General features: G+C 39.2%; 17 protein-coding genes and 2 pseudogenes. 13 read left to right on the top strand and 6 right to left on the bottom strand.

What is annotated here, in order from left to right; all coding sequences use genetic code 11:
- On the bottom strand, nt 1-381 hold a 381-nt coding region (locus tag JCM10991_RS13295), incomplete at its 3' end, for a hypothetical protein (RefSeq protein WP_035188487.1).
- Between the two features lie 164 nt (nt 382-545).
- Here JCM10991_RS13295 and JCM10991_RS08115 point away from each other — a divergent pair.
- Nucleotides 546-1,556, top strand: a complete 1,011-nt coding sequence (locus tag JCM10991_RS08115; protein WP_025021112.1) for an FAD:protein FMN transferase — start codon at nt 546-548, stop codon at nt 1,554-1,556.
- A 130-nt stretch (nt 1,557-1,686) separates the two neighbouring features.
- On the opposite strand, the gene yidC is transcribed toward JCM10991_RS08115, so the two are convergent.
- From yidC to rpmH, 3 genes are read right to left on the bottom strand one after another with little or no spacing between them, the layout of a single operon-like run.
- Nucleotides 1,687-2,523 (bottom strand): membrane protein insertase YidC, encoded by an 837-nt coding sequence (gene yidC / locus JCM10991_RS08110; protein WP_025021111.1) that lies wholly within the window; start codon nt 2,521-2,523, stop codon nt 1,687-1,689.
- Between the two features lie 34 nt (nt 2,524-2,557).
- Entirely contained in the window at nt 2,558-2,911 is a 354-nt protein-coding gene (gene rnpA / locus JCM10991_RS08105; RefSeq protein ID WP_023859855.1) for a ribonuclease P protein component, read from the bottom strand.
- 48 nt (nt 2,912-2,959) lie between these two features.
- The gene (gene rpmH, locus JCM10991_RS08100; RefSeq protein ID WP_003701411.1) at nt 2,960-3,094 is read right to left on the bottom strand and encodes a 50S ribosomal protein L34; all 135 of its coding nucleotides are present in this window, start codon (nt 3,092-3,094) and stop codon (nt 2,960-2,962) included.
- A gap of 773 nt (nt 3,095-3,867) precedes the next feature.
- Here rpmH and dnaA point away from each other — a divergent pair.
- From dnaA to rpsR, 9 genes and pseudogenes are all read left to right on the top strand, one after another.
- A pseudogene (dnaA, locus tag JCM10991_RS13290) lies at nt 3,868-5,213 on the top strand (chromosomal replication initiator protein DnaA).
- 178 nt (nt 5,214-5,391) lie between these two features.
- Nucleotides 5,392-6,534, top strand: a complete 1,143-nt coding sequence (dnaN, locus tag JCM10991_RS08090; protein ID WP_025021110.1) for a DNA polymerase III subunit beta — start codon at nt 5,392-5,394, stop codon at nt 6,532-6,534.
- A 200-nt stretch (nt 6,535-6,734) separates the two neighbouring features.
- Entirely contained in the window at nt 6,735-6,959 is a 225-nt protein-coding gene (gene yaaA, locus JCM10991_RS08085; RefSeq protein ID WP_023859852.1) for a S4 domain-containing protein YaaA, read from the top strand.
- Nucleotides 6,960-6,962: 3 nt separating this feature from the next.
- Nucleotides 6,963-8,114, top strand: a complete 1,152-nt coding sequence (gene recF, locus JCM10991_RS08080; protein ID WP_025021109.1) for a DNA replication/repair protein RecF — start codon at nt 6,963-6,965, stop codon at nt 8,112-8,114.
- A gap of 60 nt (nt 8,115-8,174) precedes the next feature.
- Nucleotides 8,175-10,094, top strand: coding sequence for a DNA topoisomerase (ATP-hydrolyzing) subunit B (gyrB, locus tag JCM10991_RS08075; RefSeq protein WP_420843336.1), 1,920 nt, complete (start codon nt 8,175-8,177; stop codon nt 10,092-10,094).
- 29 nt (nt 10,095-10,123) lie between these two features.
- A pseudogene (gene gyrA, locus JCM10991_RS13285) lies at nt 10,124-12,593 on the top strand (DNA gyrase subunit A).
- 203 nt (nt 12,594-12,796) lie between these two features.
- A complete protein-coding gene (rpsF, locus tag JCM10991_RS08065; RefSeq protein ID WP_023859848.1) occupies nt 12,797-13,087 on the top strand; it encodes a 30S ribosomal protein S6 in 291 nt (96 codons plus the stop codon).
- 42 nt (nt 13,088-13,129) lie between these two features.
- Complete coding sequence (gene ssb, locus JCM10991_RS08060) at nt 13,130-13,777, top strand: single-stranded DNA-binding protein (protein ID WP_023859847.1); 648 nt, start codon at nt 13,130-13,132, stop codon at nt 13,775-13,777.
- A 15-nt stretch (nt 13,778-13,792) separates the two neighbouring features.
- Nucleotides 13,793-14,029, top strand: coding sequence for a 30S ribosomal protein S18 (rpsR, locus tag JCM10991_RS08055; RefSeq protein WP_006500881.1), 237 nt, complete (start codon nt 13,793-13,795; stop codon nt 14,027-14,029).
- A 137-nt stretch (nt 14,030-14,166) separates the two neighbouring features.
- Here the strand turns inward: rpsR and JCM10991_RS13280 are convergent, their stop codons facing one another.
- Both JCM10991_RS13280 and JCM10991_RS08045 read right to left on the bottom strand, forming a co-directional pair.
- A complete protein-coding gene (locus JCM10991_RS13280) occupies nt 14,167-14,865 on the bottom strand; it encodes a DUF4811 domain-containing protein (protein WP_035188479.1) in 699 nt (232 codons plus the stop codon).
- A 2-nt stretch (nt 14,866-14,867) separates the two neighbouring features.
- Nucleotides 14,868-16,358, bottom strand: a complete 1,491-nt coding sequence (locus tag JCM10991_RS08045; protein WP_025021107.1) for an MDR family MFS transporter — start codon at nt 16,356-16,358, stop codon at nt 14,868-14,870.
- Nucleotides 16,359-16,506: 148 nt separating this feature from the next.
- On the opposite strand from JCM10991_RS08045, the gene JCM10991_RS08040 reads away from it, so the two are divergent.
- The 3 genes from JCM10991_RS08040 (at nt 16,507) to mnmG (ending at nt 20,416) form a co-directional block, all read left to right on the top strand.
- Nucleotides 16,507-16,944 carry a MerR family transcriptional regulator gene (locus JCM10991_RS08040; RefSeq protein WP_051527991.1) on the top strand — a complete coding sequence of 146 codons (438 nt, stop codon included), beginning with the start codon at nt 16,507-16,509 and terminating at the stop codon, nt 16,942-16,944.
- A gap of 150 nt (nt 16,945-17,094) precedes the next feature.
- Entirely contained in the window at nt 17,095-18,483 is a 1,389-nt protein-coding gene (gene mnmE, locus JCM10991_RS08035; RefSeq protein WP_025021105.1) for a tRNA uridine-5-carboxymethylaminomethyl(34) synthesis GTPase MnmE, read from the top strand.
- A gap of 22 nt (nt 18,484-18,505) precedes the next feature.
- Nucleotides 18,506-20,416 carry a tRNA uridine-5-carboxymethylaminomethyl(34) synthesis enzyme MnmG gene (gene mnmG / locus JCM10991_RS08030; protein ID WP_025021104.1) on the top strand — a complete coding sequence of 637 codons (1,911 nt, stop codon included), beginning with the start codon at nt 18,506-18,508 and terminating at the stop codon, nt 20,414-20,416.
- The last annotated feature ends 415 nt before the right edge of the window (nt 20,417-20,831 follow it).

Genomic DNA, 20,831 nt, shown 5'->3' with positions numbered 1-20,831 from the left:
GTTTAAATCTATTTTAACGAGATAATTTTCCCACAGATAACTCAACCATAGAGAAAAAAGGCAAAAAAAGTATGCTAAAGCTGTCACCAAAATATAAGCTACTTGCAAGTTACGACTGATAAGTGCAGTTACTAAACACACTAAACTGACAATACCAGCTAAAAGATAGCTTAAATTCCGCGTTAACTTAAAATTATCTATTTCCTTCTGTTCAACCTGTACATTAGCTAAAGCATAATTAATATACTCTTCACTTTGATAACGTTGCATTTTTAAGCGATCAAAAATCGCATAGTGCAACAATAGTAAGGCGACAATGCTCAATAAATAAATGAGTAATAGTCCACTATAATTGAGACTTAAATACTTAATTAATTCCATTGTAGAATCCTCCATCGACCATCATAGCATATTTTTAACATGATAACATGTTCATAAGTAATTTTTAAAAAACAAGACGTTAAACTTATCCACAAAAACTGTGGATAAGTTCGCATCTTTTGGGTGTATAATTACAGTATCTACTTAGATAAGGACGTGAAAATATGACAGAACTTTGGACTAACCTCCATCCCGAACCGATTCCAAATTTAGCTTTTCAAACGACTACCCAGCAAGGTCATGCTTTAGGAACTAATATTACCCTCACCATCTATGGAGCCCACGATTCCCAAGTATTAGAAGCTTCTTTTGACCTAATTAACTATTATGAAGACCTCTTCACAGTCAATCGTCCCGATTCTGAGGTAATGGCTGTTAATAAACAAGCCGGGCTCGCTCCCGTACAAGTTTCAACACCTGTGTATAATCTTGTCAAATTAGCGGTTATGGAGAGTCGGCAAAATTTTGGTTTCAATACAGCCATTGGACCGTTAGTTAAACTTTGGAAAATTGGGTTTGATGATGCTAAGGTCCCTTCACCAGGTGAAATTGCTGCTAAAAAAGGCTTAATTAATCCTCATGCAATCCAACTTGATGACCTCAATCAAACCGTTTTCTTAACTCAAAAAGGTATGGAACTAGACCTGGGAGCTATTGCGAAAGGTTATATTGCCGATCGCATTCAAGACCTTTGGCTAGCACATGGAATCACAGCTGGTATCATTAACCTTGGTGGTAACCTCCTTATGGTGGGTAATCCTCCCCACCGGTCTGATGGACTTTGGCGCATCGGGGTTCAAGACCCCTTTGCCCAACGGGGGCAAAATATTGCCACTGTAGCTTTAGGTCCCTGTTCTGCTGTAACTAGTGGGATTTATGAACGGCACTTAGAAACTAATGATGGTCATTCTTATCACCATATCCTCGATCCCCAAACTGGCTATCCCCATGAAAATGATTTAGCAGGGGTTACAGTCTTCACTAAAAAATCTGTCATAGCGGAAATCGAAACTACCCGATTATTTTTTACAAATGCTGATTTAACGGCCTGGAAACAGCGCAAACGTGACGTCTACGGAGCTATCTTTGTAACCAAGGATCGAAAAATCCGCGCTCTAGGTTTTAAACCTGAAGATATTTACATCGTTGATCCCTCCTACCAATTTGAAATCTAGTTTAGATTTAATCATATTTATTTATTTTTTACACTTTTAAAGTCATTAAAGTTTATATAATAGTATTTTTATAAAATAGTTATAGCAAAAAAGCTAGGTTTTTAGCCTAGCTTTTTTATAATATTAATGCTTATTTTCGCTTACTCTTTAAGGCTTTTTTCTTCGCCTTGTTAAGCTTACGTACCCGCGCTTTTTCAGCTGCTTCTTTAGCTTTCCGCTCTTCAATAATCTTGAATGGATTGTTTATTAAAAGCGTTTGTCCTACTGAAAAAGCATTGGAAATTACCCAGTAAAGTGACAAGGCAGCGGGAACATTCAAGGCAGTGATGAAAATCATAACTGGCGCAATATATGTCATACTACTTGTCATCGCATTTTGTTCTGGTTGAGACATCATACTCAACTTAGAAGTTGCATAGGTAAAAATTGCAGCCAAGATTGGCATCAGGTAATATGGGTCCTTGTCACCAAGTTCCATCCAGAAGAAATGCCCTGTTTTCAGGGTTTCTGATCTAAAAATGGCTTGATACATGGCAAACAAAACCGGCATTTGAACTAAGAGTGGTAAACACCCTGCCACTGGATTGACTCCTGCTTGTGCATAAAGCTCTTGTTGCTCGCGCTGTAAGTTTTGACGAGACTCCATATCCTTACCAGGATACTTAGCTTGCAAAGCCTTTAATTGTGGCTGTAATTCGCTTGTTTTACGGGCACTCTTCAACTGGTAAGCCATTAGAGGTAAGATAATAATCCGTACAATAATCGTAAAGACTACAATCCCCCAACCATAGCTATTACCGAAGATATGACTCAAAGCCTCAATGGCACGAATAAAGTTCCAAACAACATAATGATCCCAAAAACCAGTACTATTAGCATCAACTGTAGAAGTCGCGCTACAACCGGCTAGAATCACAGCTAAACTCACTGACCCCAATAAGGCCAGATTACGCTTCGTTTTCTTCACTGTGTCCCTCGCTTTCCTTTGGTCAGAAAACTTCTTAATTACTTGTAGTATCAAGAATATGAGCGAGCTTCAAAACATGGGTAAGATGTGATGAAACCTCACTTTTTTCCATCCAGGCAGTCCCTGGACGAGCAATAACGATGAAATCGCAATCTTGTTTTAATTGCGGTTTTAATTCTGTCAAGGTTTGACGAATCCGTCTTTTAACCCAGTTTCTGGCAACCGCACGGTTCCCTACCTTTTTGCCGACCGAAATTCCCACACGAAAATGCTTTTGTTCCGGCTTTTCTAGCATGTAAATAACGAATTTACGGTTGGCAACTGATTTACCTTCCGTAAAAACCTTTTGGAATTCATCTTCTTTTTTAACACGATATGATTTACGCATATTTTTCCGCTCCAAATAAGAAAAAAAGACCACTGACGGTCCAGTGGCCTATGCAGACAATACTTTTCTACCTTTACGGCGTCTACGTGCTAACACATTACGACCGTTACTTGTACTCATGCGCTTACGGAAGCCGTGTACACGTTGACGGTGGCGCTTCTTAGGTTGGTAAGTTCTCTTCATGAATTTACACCTCCTTTATCAATAATTCACTTTAACAATGATACTCAATATTCTACTAGAAAATATCAATCATGTCAAGATTCCCTACCCGACTATAATACCACACCAATTAAGAGAATAAAAGGTTAATTTTAAATTACTCTTTGGTGATTACTAGCACCCTTTCAGATAAAAAACGCCCTTATTACAACTTTTTATTCCCGCCAGACCTCCTTTGGATAATCAAATTAGAACAATTTTAAAACTTAATGTACTTATTCCTACAACGAGAAAATCCGTTTCAGGAACATTACTTACCCATTCCTATTGAATTTACCGTGTTCCTCTCTTCGTTCAAATTTTGTATGCAAAATAATCTTTTTAGGCGTGATTTCCGCCACTTTTTTATCCATATAAAATCACGTTCACTTTTCCACATTTTACTTTATTTTATTTTGAATTTTTTCACTGTCCACAACCTTATCCACAATCTTATCCACATATCAACAATATGTTTAAAACTTTGTTTTTTGATTGTTGATAACTTGTAAAAATCTTACTAAAAACTTATAAAACCAGAAAAAGTTATGCACATGATTCAATGTGGATAACTTTTTGAAAATAAAAATAATCCACATCAATTTTTATTTGTGGATATCTTTATTAACACCTTGTGGATTTTGTGGATAAGTTTTCAACAAGCTGTGGAAAAAGTTGCTTTTTTGTGGTAAACTTTATTTTGTTCTCAATTGAAATATTTTTGTCGGGGCTTAATTTTTGAAAGGAGGGAGAGCATGCCTAATTTAGAAGATATTTGGAAAGAAATTTGTCAGCATTTTAAGCCACTTTATGAAGTAACTTCTTTCGATACCTGGTTTAAAACCGTCGTTCCCGTGCAATTACATGAATCAACTTTAGTTTTACAAGTTCCATCTACCTTACATGAAAATTATTGGAAAGCTAAATTACTACCTACGGTCGAAGAACACTTGAAAGAAACTTACCATCATCATTATCAAGTCATGTTAATTACAGAAGGGCAACAACGTCCATTCGCTGAAAGCACAGATTCAAGCCCGAAAAAACCCGAGTTAATCAACTTTGATCATTCAACTCACTTAAATCCGGCTTATAATTTTGAATCTTTCGTGGTTGGTCCCGGTAACATGATGGCCCATGCAGCAGCTTTGGCTGTTTCCGAAGAGCCAGGTACCTTGTATAATCCACTTTACTTCTATGGTGGGGTAGGATTAGGAAAAACTCACTTAATGCACGCCATCGGACATCAATTATTGAAGTCCAATCCCAACGCCAAGGTTAAATATGTCTCCAGTGAAACATTCACTAATGACTTTGTTAACTCAATTAAAACCAAGCAACAAGAGGAATTCCGTAAAGCTTATCGCAATGTTGACTTACTTTTGGTCGATGATGTGCAATTCTTCGCTAACAAAGTCGGAACAATCGACGAATTCTTCTATACCTTTAGTGATCTTTACGATAGTAAAAAGCAAATCGTTATTTCAAGTGATCGCATGCCCAATGAAATCGAAAACCTCGGTGATCGTTTGATTTCACGCTTTAGATGGGGATTAGTAGTTGATATCACACCACCAGACTACGATACACGAGTTGAAATCTTAAAGAAAAAATCCCTGGCAGAAGGCTTTGAATTACCAGAAGATGCCTTAGGTATTTAGCCGGTCAATTTGAATCTAATGTTCGTGAGCTTGAAGGGGGCTTAACCCGAGTCCGCGCTTTTTCACAGTTAAAGGACGAACCTATCACCGCTTCGCTTGTTACAGAAGCCTTAGGCAACCTTAGTAACGAACCACAAACTAAAACAGAAAACAATGAACTCAAAGCTAGTAGCATTTTAGCGGCGGTTTCTAAATATTATGACGTCTCAATCGCTGATTTAAAGGGGAAAAAGCGTCTCAAAAGAATCGTTGTGCCACGCCAGATTGCTATGTACTTGATGCGTGAACTTACTAGCATTTCCTTACCAAAAATCGGAAAAGAATTTGGTGGTAAAGATCATACCACCGTCTTGCATGCCTGTGATAAAATTGGTGAATTAATTCGCAGCGACAGTCAACTTAAAAAGGAAGTTGCTGAATTAAAAAAGAACCTTTCATAGCGAGTGTGGAAAAGTGTCGACTTATCCACAGTTTTATCCACAGGTTTTTCCACACCTTTCGGTATTTTCATACCTTGATACCTGAGGGATTTTATAACTTATCCACAATATCCACAACCCCTACTACTACTACTAACTTTTATATATAATATTATGATATTAACAGGAGGAACAATTTATGAAATTTAGTATCCAACGTCAAACTTTCCTCAAATACCTTACTGATGTCCAACGTGCAATTTCACCTAAAGCTGCTATCGATATTTTACATGGATTTAAGTTGGAATTATTCCCTGACGCTTTGAAGTTAACTGGGAGTAACGCCGATATTACTATTCAAACGATTATTTCGATTAGTGATGAGAAGGCTAACTTACAAATTTTTGAAGAAGGTAGTGTGGTTTTAAGTGCCCATATCTTCAGTGAAATTATTAAGAAATTACCTGCCGATGAACTTGAAGTCAGTGTTGATTCTCGTTTACAAACAACCATTACTTCAGGAAAGGCGGAATTTACCATCCTGGGTCAAGATGCGGATATGTATCCACATCTACCTGAATTGTCAGCTCAATCATCATTAGTATTATCTAGTGATATTTTGAAGAAAGTGATTGATCAAACTTCCATCGCGATTTCAAATCAAGAAAGTCGCCCTCTCTTAACGGGTATCCACTTGTTGATAACTGATCAAAAACTTTTAGCGGTTGCGACAGATACTCACCGCTTAAGTCAACGCACTATTCATCTGGGCGAAGCAGCCGGTGATGCCCACTATGACTTAGTAATTCCAGGGAAATCTTTAAAGGAATTAGCTAAGATGTTGAATGACGATCATAGTGAAGTAGAAATTCAAATCGCGGATAACCAAGTACTTTTTATTTTAGGCCACACTTCCTTTTACTCACGACTCTTAGAAGGAAACTACCCAGATACAAAGCGTTTAATACCACAGACTTCCGAAACGACGGCTACTTTTAATGCTCAAAGCTTATTACAAGCCATTGAACGTTCATCCTTAGTTTCTCACGCCGGTCGCAACAATGTGGTTAAGTTTACTTTAGACGTGGAAAACCAAGAAGTTATAATTACGGGTAACTCACCAGAAGTTGGAACAGTGGAAGAATCTATTTCTTTTAGTGAATTAACAGGTAAGAACTTAGAAATTTCTTTCAATCCAGATTACATGCGGGATGCACTACGTTCTTTAGGTAACACCGAAACAACTTTGGAATTCACAATGCCATTACGGCCATTTATTTTGGTACCAACTGAAGCAGAAAATGATTTCATTCAATTAATCACGCCCGTACGAACAGCCTAAGAACTGATATACATGTAAGCTACTCAAAAATTTTGAGTGGCTTTTTTGCGTTTTTAAGGCCAATAGCCCCCAGGAAGGTATAAATCCCTTATTTCGATTGAAAAGGCCTTAAAATTGAAAATAAGGGGATAAAAATTGTTTTTACCGTAAAAAAAAGGTATAATTAGAAAGAATAAGTATAGAAAAGTGAGGGATGTTTTTTGGCACAAGAAATTAAGTTAAAAACACCTTATATCACCTTAGGTCAGCTCTTGAAAATCGCTGATGTGATCTCTTCTGGTGGTCAGGCCAAGTGGTTTTTGCAAGAATATGGTGAAGATATTTTTGTGAATGGTGAAAATGATTTTCGGCGTGGAAGAAAACTATATCCAGGAGACAAAGTTGAAATTGAAAATGTCGGTTCTTTTATCATGAAAGAAGCGTAAAAAATGTATCTGAAAGAAATAATGCTGGAGAACTTTCGCAATTACCAAAAGTTGCAGCTAGAATTTTCTGAAAACATAAATGTTTTAATTGGTGAAAACGCGCAAGGCAAGACTAATCTCCTGGAGGCCATTTATATGTTAGCCATGGCTTCCAGTCATCGGACCAATAAGGAACGCGAGTTAATTTTATTTGGTCAAGAAAACGCCCAGATAAAGGGAACGATTGGTCGCGCACTCGGCGACTTAAAATTAGAACTCACCTTAAGTTCTAAAGGTAAAAAAGTTAGGGTTAATCATATCGAAAGAGGGAAGTTGTCGGAATATATCGGACAACTAAATGTGATTTTGTTTGCGCCGGAAGATTTATCGCTTGTCAAAGGTACCCCGAGTGAACGTCGGCGCTTTATTGATCGGGAGTTTAGTCAAATTGATGCTTTGTATCTCCATCATCTAAGTCAATATCGCCGGATTTTAAAGCAACGTAACCAATATTTAAAGGACTTACAACAAAGAAAAACGCAAGATGACCTTTATTTAGACATTTTATCGGAACAATTAGCGCAATTAGGAGCGAAAATTATCATGAAAAGGCGCGCATATTTGCAAAAGTTAGGTCAATATGCAAATGAAATTCATGGTGGCATTACCCAAGGAAAAGAAAAACTTTCATTCCAGTATGTAAGTGAAATTGAAAATAGCCTGGAAAAGGAAGTAGAGGTACAAGCCGAACTCTACACCAAGTTAACCCAACAAAAGCAAACGGAAATTTTTCGCGGGACGACCCTCCATGGGCCACACCGTGATGATTTAGCTTTTATTGTTAATGAAAAAAATATCCAGATTTACGGTTCACAGGGTCAACAAAGAACAACGGCCTTAGCAGTGAAATTAGCGGAAATTGAGTTAATGAAAGAAGAAACGGGCGAGGCGCCAATATTATTATTGGATGATGTTTTGTCTGAACTTGATGGAGTGCGTCAAACGCACTTATTGAAAACAATCCAAGACCGAGTGCAGACCTTTTTAACAACGCCTGGTTTAAGTGAAATTACTCGGAAGCTTATTAAAGAGCCGAAACTATTTAGAATTAGTGAGGGAAAGGTTTCTGTCCAAGCACCGACAGAAATTTTTTATCCTCAAGTTGAGCAGCAGTAAGGAGGCACCAAGGTGGCTACAAGCGAAGAAAATCCTAATTTGGAAGAATTAGAAGAACAAATCGAAGAAGTTAAAGAATATGATGCGAGTCAAATTCAAGTTTTAGAAGGACTTGAGGCCGTACGTAAACGTCCCGGGATGTATATTGGTTCTACCAGTTCCCAAGGTTTACACCACCTGGTATGGGAAATTATTGATAACGGGATTGACGAAGCTTTAGCAGGCTTTGCCGATGAAATTAATGTGACTGTAGAAGCAGACAATAGTATTACCGTCATAGATAATGGGCGGGGGATTCCAGTTGATATCCAAGCTAAGACAGGCCGGCCTGCTCTAGAAACTGTCTTTACAGTGTTACACGCCGGAGGTAAATTCGGCGGTGGTGGTTATAAAGTGTCTGGTGGTCTCCACGGGGTGGGGGCTTCGGTTGTTAATGCCTTGTCCACAGAATTAGATGTTGAAGTCCGGCGCGAAGGTAAGATTTACGCCATGGACTTTAAGTTAGGAAAAGTGGCCCACGAGATGCACGTGATTGGTGAATGTGGTGAATTTGAACATGGGACTAAGGTGCACTTTGTTCCGGACTCAGATATCTTTACCGAAACAACTATCTATGATATGAAAGTTTTAACTACGCGGATTCGGGAATTAGCTTTCTTGAACAAAGGGTTGAAATTAACGATCGAAGATAAGCGCAGTGAAGATGATACTTACACGGAATTCCACTATGCCGGTGGGATTCGTCATTATGTTGAATTCTTAAACAAAGGTAAGGAAGTCTTATTTGAAGAACCAATCTATGTTGAAGGTGAACAAAAAGGGATTGCCGTTGAAGTAGCTCTTCAATATACCAACGACTTTTCTTCACAATTGAAGACCTTCACTAACAATATTCATACCTACGAAGGTGGGACCCATGAAGCTGGGTTTAAAACAGCTTTGACACGGGTGATTAATGATTATGCTCGAAAGTCGGGGATTCTCAAGGAAAATGATGCTAATTTAAGTGGAGAAGATGTGCGGGAAGGTTTAACCGCGATTGTTTCCATTAAGCACCCTAACCCTCAGTTTGAGGGACAAACGAAGACTAAGTTAGGTAATTCAGATGCGCGGACAGCGACCGATAAGTTATTCACAGAAACTTTTACCAAGTTTATGATGGAAAATCCAACAGTTGCGAAAAAGATTGTGGAAAAAGGGGTTGTCGCAGCCAAAGCACGGATGGCTGCCAAGCGAGCGCGGGAAGTTACTCGCAAGAAGAACGGCTTGGAAATTTCGAACTTACCAGGGAAGTTGGCTAACAACACAAGTAAAGATCCGGAAATTTCAGAATTATTCATTGTCGAAGGGGACTCCGCCGGTGGTTCAGCTAAGCAAGGTCGTTCCCGTTTAACGCAAGCGATTCTACCAATTCGGGGGAAAATCTTGAATGTGGAAAAGGCCAGCTTGGACCGGATTTTAGCGAACGAAGAAATTCGCTCTCTCTTTACTGCCTTAGGGACTGGTTTTGGGGATGAATTTGATGTATCCAAGGCTAACTACCACAAATTAATTATCATGACCGATGCCGATGTCGATGGGGCCCACATTCGGACCTTGTTGTTGACGCTCTTTTATCGTTTTATGCGGCCAATGATTGATGCAGGCTATGTTTACATTGCCCAACCACCTTTGTACCAAGTACGACAAGGTAAGGTAATCCGTTACATTGACACTGATGAAGAATTAGAAGAATACCTCGGTCAATTAACGCCAAGTCCTAAACCTGTAATTCAACGTTACAAAGGGTTAGGTGAAATGGATGCCGAACAATTGTGGGAAACAACGATGGATCCAGACAAACGACGTTTATTACGCGTTGAATTGTCAGATGCTGAAGAAGCCAATGCAATTTTTGAAATGTTGATGGGTGACCACGTTGGTCCACGTCGTCAATTTATCGAAGATAACGCCACCTTTGTGGAAAACTTAGATGCTTAGTGTGGAGAAAATAAAAGAGGTGTAAAAACGTGGTTGATTTACCAGATAGAATAAAAAAAGTTGACCTATCACGAGTGATGAAGACATCTTTCTTGGATTACGCCATGAGTGTCATTGTGGCGCGAGCTTACCAGATGTACGTGATGGGATGAAACCAGTGCACCGTCGGATTTTATATGGGATGAATGAACTAGGGGTGACCCCGGATAAACCATATAAGAAGTCGGCGCGTATCGTGGGGGAAGTTATGGGGAAATTCCACCCCCACGGGGATGCGGCCATTTATGAATCCATGGTGCGGATGGCTCAAGATTTCTCCTACCGATACCTTCTTGTTGATGGGCACGGGAACTTTGGTTCGGTCGACGGTGATGGCGCAGCTGCTATGCGTTATACCGAAGCACGGATGAGTAAGATTACCTTGGAAATGTTACGTGATATCAACAAAGATACGGTTGATTTCCAAGATAACTATGATGGCACCGAAAGAGAACCAGAAGTCTTACCTGCGCGTTTCCCTAACTTATTAGTTAACGGGGCGACAGGGATTGCGGTCGGGATGACGACTAATATTCCACCACACAATTTAGGGGAAGTTATTTCTGGTTTGCACTTATTGATGAACAATCCAGAAGTAACAACTACTGAATTGATGGAAGTGATTCCGGGACCTGACTTCCCAACTGGTGGGATTGTCATGGGTAAATCTGGAATTCGTAAAGCTTACGAAACCGGACGTGGTCAAATTACCTTACGGGCTAAAGTTGATGTCGAAGAATTAAGCAATGGGCGCCAACAAATTATCGTGCATGAATTGCCATACATGGTTAATAAGGCGCGCTTAATTGAAAGAATTGCTCAATTAACGCGCGAAAAGAAACTAGAAGGTATTGTTGATATTAAAGATGAATCCGACCGTGAAGGGATGCGGGTAACCATTGATGTGCGGCGCGATATCAGCGCCTCTGTGGTTTTAAATAACTTATATAAGTTAACAGCTATGCAAACTTCCTTTGGTTTCAACATGTTAGCGATTGTTGATGGTACACCAAAAGTCTTAGGAATTAAAGAAATTTTATCCCAATACTTGAAACACCAAGAAAGCGTGATTCGCCGGCGGACAAAATTTGACTTGAAGAAAGCTAAGGCTCGGCTCATATTTTAGAGGGGTTACGGATTGCCTTAGATCACATCCAAGCTATTATTGACATTATTCGCAATTCTCAAAGTGGGGATATTGCCAAGGATCGTTTGATTAACGAATACAGCCTGAGTGATAAGCAAGCCCAAGCTATTTTAGATATGCGTTTGGTTCGTTTAACTGGTTTGGAAAGAAATAAGGTAGAGGCCGAATACCAAAAGACCATGGAGGCTATCGCGGATTACCAAGACATTTTGGCACGACCAGAACGGGTCCACCAAATTATTTATGAAGAACTTTTAGACATCCAAGACCGTTTCGGAGACGATCGTCGGACGGAGTTAATGGTTGGGGAAGCCTTAAGTATCGAAGATGAAGACTTAATTGAAGAAGAATCCGTTGTAATTGCTTTAACGCACAATGGTTACATTAAACGGGTTCCAACCAGTGACTTCAAAGCCCAAAAACGTGGGGGCCGTGGGGTTCAAGGGATGGGGGTTCACGATGATGACTTCATCGAACACCTCCTAACCACTTCGACTCACGACATGTTGCTCTTCTTTACCAACAAGGGTAAGGTTTATAGCATGAAGGGATACGAAATTCCTGAATACGGGCGGACAGCCAAGGGAATTCCGGTAATTAACCTAGTGGAATTTGAATCTGGGGAAAAGATTTCCACCGTCTTAAATGTTACCACGACTGAAGATGTGGATATCAATAAATTACGTCTTTTCTTTACCACGAAGAATGGGGTTGTTAAACAAACTAGTGTGGCTGACTTTACTAACATCCGTAAAAATGGGCTCAAGGCCTTGACTTTACGAGATAATGATGAATTAATCAATGTGTCGATTTTAGACCAAGATAGCACTATTATTATTGGGACACACCAAGGTTACGCCGCTAGCTTTGCAAGTTCTTCTGTCCGGGTTATGGGGCGAGCTGCTTCTGGGGTCCGTGGAATTAAACTTCGGGAAGATGACTACGTTGTTGGTACTGGGGTCTTAACCTCTGACAGCAAGGTTTTAGTTATTTCCGAAAATGGTTATGGTAAATTAACCAAGGCTAGCGAATACCCCGTTAAAGGTCGGGGAGGTAAAGGGGTTAAAACAAGTACCATCACAAGTAAGAATGGTCCTTTAGTTGGCTTTACCACGATTAACGGTGACGAAGATATCATGGTGATTACCGATAAAGGGGTCATGATTCGTTTCGACGCCCAAAACGTTTCTGAAGTTGGCCGTTCAGCAATGGGAGTACGTTTAATGAACCTTAAAGACGGTGGCAAGGTTTCTACCATGACCGTTGTCGCCAAAGAAGAAGTTGAAAATGAAGAGATAATGAGTGAAAACTAAAAAATAACTAAAAATTACTTTTTGAGATCAAAAAATAAATTTTTTTGCGTATTTAATATATAGAGGTAAAAAATATACCAGAAGCTTGTATTTCAGAATTTTTAATGCTATAATCAATATTTGTGAGTATCTAAGCTCAAGCTTTAGATTCTCCTTGTTCTGATTAAATAAGAACCAATAGTCCATAAGGAGGTGCAACAGTCATGACAAACTACGAAATTACTTACATCATCAACCCATCATTAGATGAAGCTGCTAAGAACGAATTAGTTGAACGTTTCGACAACATCTTAGTAGACGGTGGTGCAGAAATCGTCGACTCAAAAGACTGGTCTAAGCGTCGTTTTGCTTACGAAATTGCTGGTTACACAGAAGGTGTCTACCACATCGTAAACATCAAGGCTGCTAACGCAGACAGTATCAACGAATTTGATCGTCTTGCAAAGATCAACGACGGTATCTTACGTCACATGATCGTTAAGCGCGAAGCTTAATAAAATAAAGAAGATAACAAGTTTAAAAAGGAGGAGTATGCTTTGAATAATGTCGTTTTAGTCGGTCGTCTCACCCGAGACGTCGAATTACGTACAACTGCTTCTGGTACTTCAACTGCCTCATTTTCAATTGCTGTCGAACGTAATTTTCGTAACCAACAAGGTGAACGAGAAGCGGACTTCATTAATTGTGTGGCCTGGCGGGGAACAGCGGAAACGTTGGCCCGTTATACCCACAAGGGAGCTCGGATTGCAGTGCAAGGTCGGATTCAAACCCGGAATTATGAAAATCAGCAAGGTCAAAGAGTTTACGTGACGGAAGTCGTCGTGGAAAACTTTGATTTAATTGAAACACGTGCCGAATCAGAAAGTTACCGCCAACAACATGGTTATGGTGGTAACCAACAAGGTTATACTCCTAATCAAGGTCAGGCAAACTATGGTGGTCAAAACCCATACGGCAACCCCGCAGGTGGTAATAACATGGGTAATGGCAGCTTTAATGGTTTTGCTGGTCAAGGACAAGGTGGTTTTGCTGGTAATAACGGTGGTGGGTTTAATTCTACCTCTGAAACACCTGTAGCCCCAAGTCAAACGCAAGTATCAGATGCTAACCAAGACTTCAATGAAAGTCCTTTTAAGGATGATGGAGAACAAGTTGATTTAGCAGATGATGATTTACCATTCTAATAGGAGGAAATTAACATGGCACAACAACGTCGCGGTGGTCGTCGTCGTCGTAAGGTTGACTTTATCGCAGCTAACCACATCGAATACATCGACTACAAAGATACAGACTTATTGAAGCGTTTCATCTCAGAACGCGGTAAGATTTTACCTCGTCGTGTGACAGGTACAAGCGCCAAGAATCAACGTCGCTTAACAGTTGCTATTAAGCGTGCACGTATCATGGGCTTATTACCATTCGTTGCAGAAGACTAATCTGTAAGTCGAAAGTCCTTTCTTACCATCAGGGTAGGAAGGGGCTTTTTGATTTCCATAATCCAGAATGGATTCATAAATCTACAAAAAAGGTCACGTAATACATCATATCGAGTGGATTACGTGACCTTTTTGATTTATTTTAAAAGTTTCTTAATGGCACTAACTTGCGCTTCTTTGATATAGGCTTGTTGGAGCTCAGCTAATTGCATCTTATCAAGTTGTGGGTTGGCTTTTACGGTTTCTGTTAAGCGCTCTTTAACGTCAAGCGCAATTTGTCTTTGAAGGTTATCGCCTTGTTTTTGGAGGATAACTGGTAAAGTTTGTGCTTGTTTAGCAGAGAGCACGAGCCATTCTCGATTAGTATAGAACGTGTATTCTTTAGCTTTGGTACGGTGGTTATCACCTAAGATGCTGAAGAAGAGGCGACTAAGTTGGTTCTTGTAGACATATTTTTCTGTCTTAATTTCAACATAAGCATCCTTAGTAGTTGTTTTAACTTGACTCTTGACCTTTAAGTCTGCTTTAGTTGTGAGAGCTTTTTTTTGATTAGGTGAGGTCTTATAAATAAAGAGTTTTTCTTTACCAGCACTACCTAATTTTTGGTAGACCAAAATGTTGAGCTTATCCGACGTGGAAACCAATTTTTGAGTAGTTTTGCTCACGGTAACTTTCATACCGTAGTGGTAGTTGTCATTAGCAACAATTGCTAGTACTGAACCCCCTAAGAGGAGTAAGGAAATTATGATATAGATAGCCTTACCTTTGAGGTGAGGGGTAGCAGCACTAAAGTAGAAAAAGCCTAAGGCACCTAGAATTAAGGTTACTAAAATCATTATTAGTCAGCTCTCCTTTCTAAGTGGTCAAATTGTTTGGTTTCTCGAGCGCGGTTCCCCTTCTTTAAGTAGAAAGCTAAGCCTAAGGCGACAATTGCGAAAACAATAGAGGCAAAGAAGGCTGCGTGGAAACCAGCTAAAGAAGCATTAACGGCGTGATCTTTATAAAGTAAAGGTTGTTTAGCTAATAAAGATTTAGCTGGCATTTGTCCTGTAGTAGTGGTTGATAAAATTGTTGTCAAAATTGCTGTTCCAATGGAACTAATCACTTGCCGGAAAGTGTTATTAACTGCAGTCCCATGTGACATTTGATTTAATGGTAAAACGTTCATACCAGAAGTTGTTACCGGCATAAAGACCATGGAAACCCCGAAAAGTCGAATTGCATAGAAAATAACAATTGAGATGACTGGTGTTTGAGCCGTCAAGGTGATAAAAGGAATTGTCCCAATAGAAAGTAAGGTCAAACCCGTGATAGCGAGGTAACGTGCCCCGAATTTATCAAATAGTCGCCCAGTAACAGGGGACATAAATCCCATCATTAAGGCTCCAGGTAGGAGCATTAAACCAGAGTGGAAAGCTGATTCCCCCCGAATATTTTGAATGTAGAGAGGTAAGAGCATTTCGACTCCAACCATAGCTAAGTTCGAAACACTTGATAAAACAGCTGCCAAGGCAAATTCACTGTGCTTAAAAACTGAGATATCTAAGAATGGGTCTTTAAGTTTAATTTGGCGGTGAATAAAGAGGGAGACAAAGATAACTCCGACGAGGATACAGCCAACTACAATACTACTAGTCCATCCTTCGCTTGAGGCTTCAGAAGCCCCGTATAGGAGAGAACCGAAACCAATTGTGGAGGTGATAACGGACCAAACATCTAATGGTTGCTTGTGAGCATTGATTACTGGTCGCATCAAGAAGAAGGCTAGAATAATCACAATCGCAACTAAAGGAATCATGAGGCCAAAGAGATCGCGCCAAGAGTAATGATCCACGACCCAACCAGATAAGGTCGGTCCGATGGCAGGAGCTAACCCCATAGCAATGCCCACAATTCCCATGGCAGACCCCCGTTTATCAGGTGGGAAGATTGAGAGCATAATTGTTTGCATTAAAGGCATGGAAACCCCAACTCCAAGTGATTGAATAATCCGACCGATTAAAAGGGTTTGGAAGTTAGGCGCTACAAAAGCCACAATAGTTCCTAAAAGGAAAGTTGACATGGCAACAAGATACATAATACGTGAATTTAATTTGTTAATTAACCAAGCAGAAACTGGAATCATAATCCCATTAACTAACATAAAACTAGTAGTCAACCATTGTACGGTTGATGTATTGATATCAAAAGATTTCATGATTGAAGGGTAAGCCGTTGCTAAGAAGGTCCCCGTAAGCATGGTACAAAAAGAACCGATAGTTAGAACGGTTACTAGTAAGGTACGGTTATATGGTTTACCGTTGATATCGACAATTTTTTCTTTTGTCACTTCAAAATTTCTCCTCTCATAATAATAAAATAAGTAAAAATTCCAAATTAAAGAATACACCTCCAAGATTTTTTTGTCAACAAAGTTGACAATGCTGTTAAAAAAATTACAATAATAGATGGAGAGTATGTCGAAAGGAGATTTTATTTTGGAAAAGAACCCAACTTTTTCCATTGTAGAGAATTTAAATATTAGCATTGGTGATATTAGTGATTTAACCAAAGTTTCCCCACGTCAATTGCGATATTGGGAAGAAAAAGGTTATATTCATCCCCAAAAATGTAGTCACGAATCAAAACAAAGAAAGTATAGTTTATACACTTTAATTAAAGTGTTTCACGTGAAACAATTTTTAGATGAAGGTTTCACCCTTAAGGTAGCAGTCCAAAAGGCTGAAGAAAAAAAGCAAAAGCGGATGGCTATCGGTAGTTTTTTCAAAGAGCGCGCTGAAGTGGAAGTAATTACGTTGGCAGATCAAAGTTACCAAATTGATTTTGGTCTTAGTGATGATGGGGAATATCAAGTCTTAGGGATTGTTAACCAAACAGGTGTTAGTTTGAAAGTTCTTCCGAGACAAGAAAATTGACAAAAGTTAAATTTGAAAGTATATTAAAGGTAATCATTCTTATCAGAGATAAAGTAGTCAAAGTGCTTTGTCCATGCTTTTTGTAAGTACTTTCGTATGAAAGGAAAGGCGTGGAGTAGGCACTTTTTTCTATGGATTTATAGGGAGGAAATTGTGAATACAACAGAATTTGATACTATCGCTGCCATCTCAACTCCACCTGGAGAAGGGGCAATCTCTATTGTCCGGTTAAGTGGTGAAGAAGCTTTAGCCGTGATTTCACGGGTCTTTAAAGGTAGAGATTTAAACAAAGTAGCAAGTCACACCATTAATTATGGACATATTTATGATCCAAAAATTGATGAAATTATTGACGAAGTTATGGTTTCAGTGATGCGGGCACCGAAAACTTTCACCCGCGAAGATGTGGTAGAAATTAATTGCCACGGTGGGATTGTCGCCACTAACAAAATTTTACAGTTATTATTAGTGAATGGTGCTCGTTTAGCAGAACCAGGTGAATTTACTAAGCGTGCTTTCTTGCATGGGAGAATTGACCTGACTCAAGCTGAATCCGTAATGGATTTAATTCGGGCTAAGACTGACCGTTCTATGAAGGTCGCTCTTAGTCAGTTAGATGGAAATTTATCCCACCTAATTAATAACTTACGTCAGGATATTTTGGATGTGTTAGCCCAAGTGGAGGTCAATATTGATTATCCTGAATACGATGATGTGGAAGAAATGACTACTAAAATGTTGAAAGAAAAAGCCCAAGAAGTTAAAACGCGGATTGCTCAACTGCTACAAACAGCAAGTCAAGGTAAGGTATTACGTGAAGGATTGGCAACGGCAATTGTTGGGCGACCTAATGTCGGAAAATCCAGTTTATTAAACCATCTTTTACATGAAGATAAAGCTATTGTGACTGATATTGCTGGAACGACGCGGGACGTTATTGAAGAATATGTTAATGTGCGTGGTGTACCGTTGAAGTTAATCGACACCGCCGGAATTCACGAAACAGACGATAAAGTAGAAGCTATTGGAGTGGAACGCTCCCGCAAGGCGATTGAACAAGCTGATTTAGTTTTATTAATTTTAAATAGTAGTCAAGCCTTAACTAAGGAAGACCGTGAATTATTAGCTGCGACGAACGATAAGAAGCGATTGGTAATTTTAAATAAGACGGATTTACCGCAAGCTATAGAATTAGATGAAGTAAAAGCTGAGGTTGGTGAGGACAATCTCATGTTGACTTCAGTTTTGAAACAAGCTGGTTTAGTTGAATTAGAAGAAAAAATCGCTGAACTTTTCTTTGGAGGGATTGAAAATTCTCAAAGTACAGTTTTAGTAACGAATGTCCGGCAAATGGCACTTTTAGAAAAAGCTGAAAATTCATTAGCAGCCGTTTTGGATGGAATTGAAATGGACTTACCGGTGGATTTGGTACAAATTGATATGACTACGGCTTGGGAATTACTCGGAGAGATTACGGGTGATACCTACCAAGATGAGTTGTTAGATCAATTATTTAGTCAATTCTGTTTAGGGAAGTAATAGAGGAGTGAAGGAAAGACAAATGGAAGTAAAGCAATATCAAGGAAATGATTATGATGTAATCGTAGTTGGGGCAGGTCATGCTGGAAGTGAGGCAGCCTTGGCTTCTGCTCGCATGGGCAACAAGACCTTATTGATGACAATTAACCTAGATATGGTGGCATTTATGCCATGTAACCCTTCAGTTGGGGGGCCAGCTAAAGGAATTGTGGTCCGAGAATTAGATGCTCTTGGAGGGGAAATGGGTCGCAATATTGATAAGACCTATGTACAAATGCGGATGCTAAATACCGGGAAAGGTCCGGCAGTACGTGCTTTACGGGCTCAAGCTGATAAGCATGCTTACTCAGCTGAAATGAAGCACACAATCGAAAAACAAGAAAATCTTACTTTACGTCAAGGAATTGTTGATGATTTGATTGTTGAAAATCAAACGGTCAAAGGAGTTATCACGAATACGGGAGCGCGTTACACAGCCAAATCCGTGGTTTTAACCACAGGAACTTCTGCACGGGGAAAAATAATCATTGGGGAATTAATGTACTCTTCTGGTCCGAATAACTCCCAACCAGCAATGAAGTTATCGGGTAACTTGGAAAAACTTGGCTTTGAATTACAGCGTTTCAAGACTGGTACTCCACCACGAGTGGATGGTAATACTATTGATTACAGTAAGACGGAAGAACAACCAGGTGATGAACAAGCTAACCTCTTTAGCTTTGAATCCGATGATGCTGACTATTTGGAAGTAGCGAAGCAATTATCTTGTTGGTTGACATACACTAATGAAAAAACACATGAAATTATCCGTGAAAACCTCGATCGGGCGCCAATGTTTTCTGGGGTGATTGAAGGAGTAGGTCCGCGTTACTGCCCATCAATCGAAGATAAGATTGTACGTTTTGCTGATAAAGAACGTCATCAACTTTTTTTGGAGCCTGAAGGACGCAATACTGATGAATACTATGTACAAGGTTTCTCAACTTCAATGCCAGAAGAAGTACAACAAGATATGTTACACTCGGTTGCTGGATTAGAAAATGCCCAAATGATGCGTCCAGGTTATGCGATTGAATACGATGTAGTTTCACCATATCAATTACGTCCAACTTTGGAAACTAAGTTAATCAAAGGCCTTTACACGGCAGGACAAACTAATGGAACTTCAGGTTACGAAGAGGCTGCGGGGCAAGGTATTTTAGCTGGGATTAACGCTGGTTTACACGCCCAGGGTAAGGAAGGTATTACTTTAAGCCGTTCTGATGCTTATATTGGGGTCTTAGTTGATGACTTAGTAACTAAGGGAACTAATGAACCTTACCGTTTATTAACTTCTCGGGCCGAATATCGCTTAATTTTACGGCACGACAATGCTGATTTGCGTTTAACAGAAATTGGTCATCAAGTGGGTTTGATTTCCGATGAACGCTATCAAGCCTTCTTAGAAAAGAAAGCTTTAATCGAAGAAGAAAAGCAAAGATTGGCTAAGATTCGTATTAAACCCAATGCAAAAGTTGATGCTTATTTAGAAGCGCATGGTGATCGTCCTTTGAAGGATGGTGTATTAGCTAGTGAATTTTTGCGTCGTCCATACGTAAGTTATGCAGACTTGTTGGAATTTGTTCCTGCGGCGGAAAAAGCTTTAAGTCGAGCTGTTAAGGAACAGGTGGAAATTCAATTCAAATATGAAGGTTATATCAAAAAAGCCGAAGAAAAAGTTGCCAAGTTAAAGCGAATGGAAGCCAAGAAGATTCCTGCGCGAATTGACTACGCTGCGATTGATGGTTTAGCTACGGAAGCGCGCCAAAAGTTAACGAAGATTCAACCGGAAACATTATCACAAGCAAGTCGCATTAGTGGGGTAAATCCGGCTGATCTTTCTATCTTAGCTGTTTACATTGAACAGGGGAAAATTGCTAAGGTTGAAGCCTAGTCAATAATATAAAAAATATAAAGTGAGTCAGCTTTGGGGCTGGCTCTTTTTAATTAAAAAATGAATAATTACTTTTCTTTATACATTATGCAAAAAATGCCTAGTAAAGTTCGGTTTTTGTTGAATTAAAAAGTTTAATTTAATGATAAAATTCGTTAAATAAAAAATGATAAAAAATATTCCGAAATCCCTTGACGAATAAGGAAAATATCTGTAAGATTAAATACGTTGTTTGAGATAAAAACAAAGAAATAAAAAATAGGTTGACAGATACGGCAAAATATCATATGATATATGAGTTGTAACTTTTAATTGATACAAAGGAATTTTTATTCAAAAAAAGTATAAAAAATTCTTGACAGTTTAGACATGATTTTATATAATGATTATGTTGATTGATTAAAAAGTCAGCTGA

Origin of the sequence: Ligilactobacillus equi DSM 15833 = JCM 10991 (assembly GCF_000615765.1) — a bacterium.
Taxonomy (GTDB): Bacteria; Bacillota; Bacilli; order Lactobacillales; family Lactobacillaceae; genus Ligilactobacillus; species Ligilactobacillus equi.
Note: the sequence above shows the minus strand (reverse complement) of the source record. Positions and strands in the feature narration are given on the sequence as shown.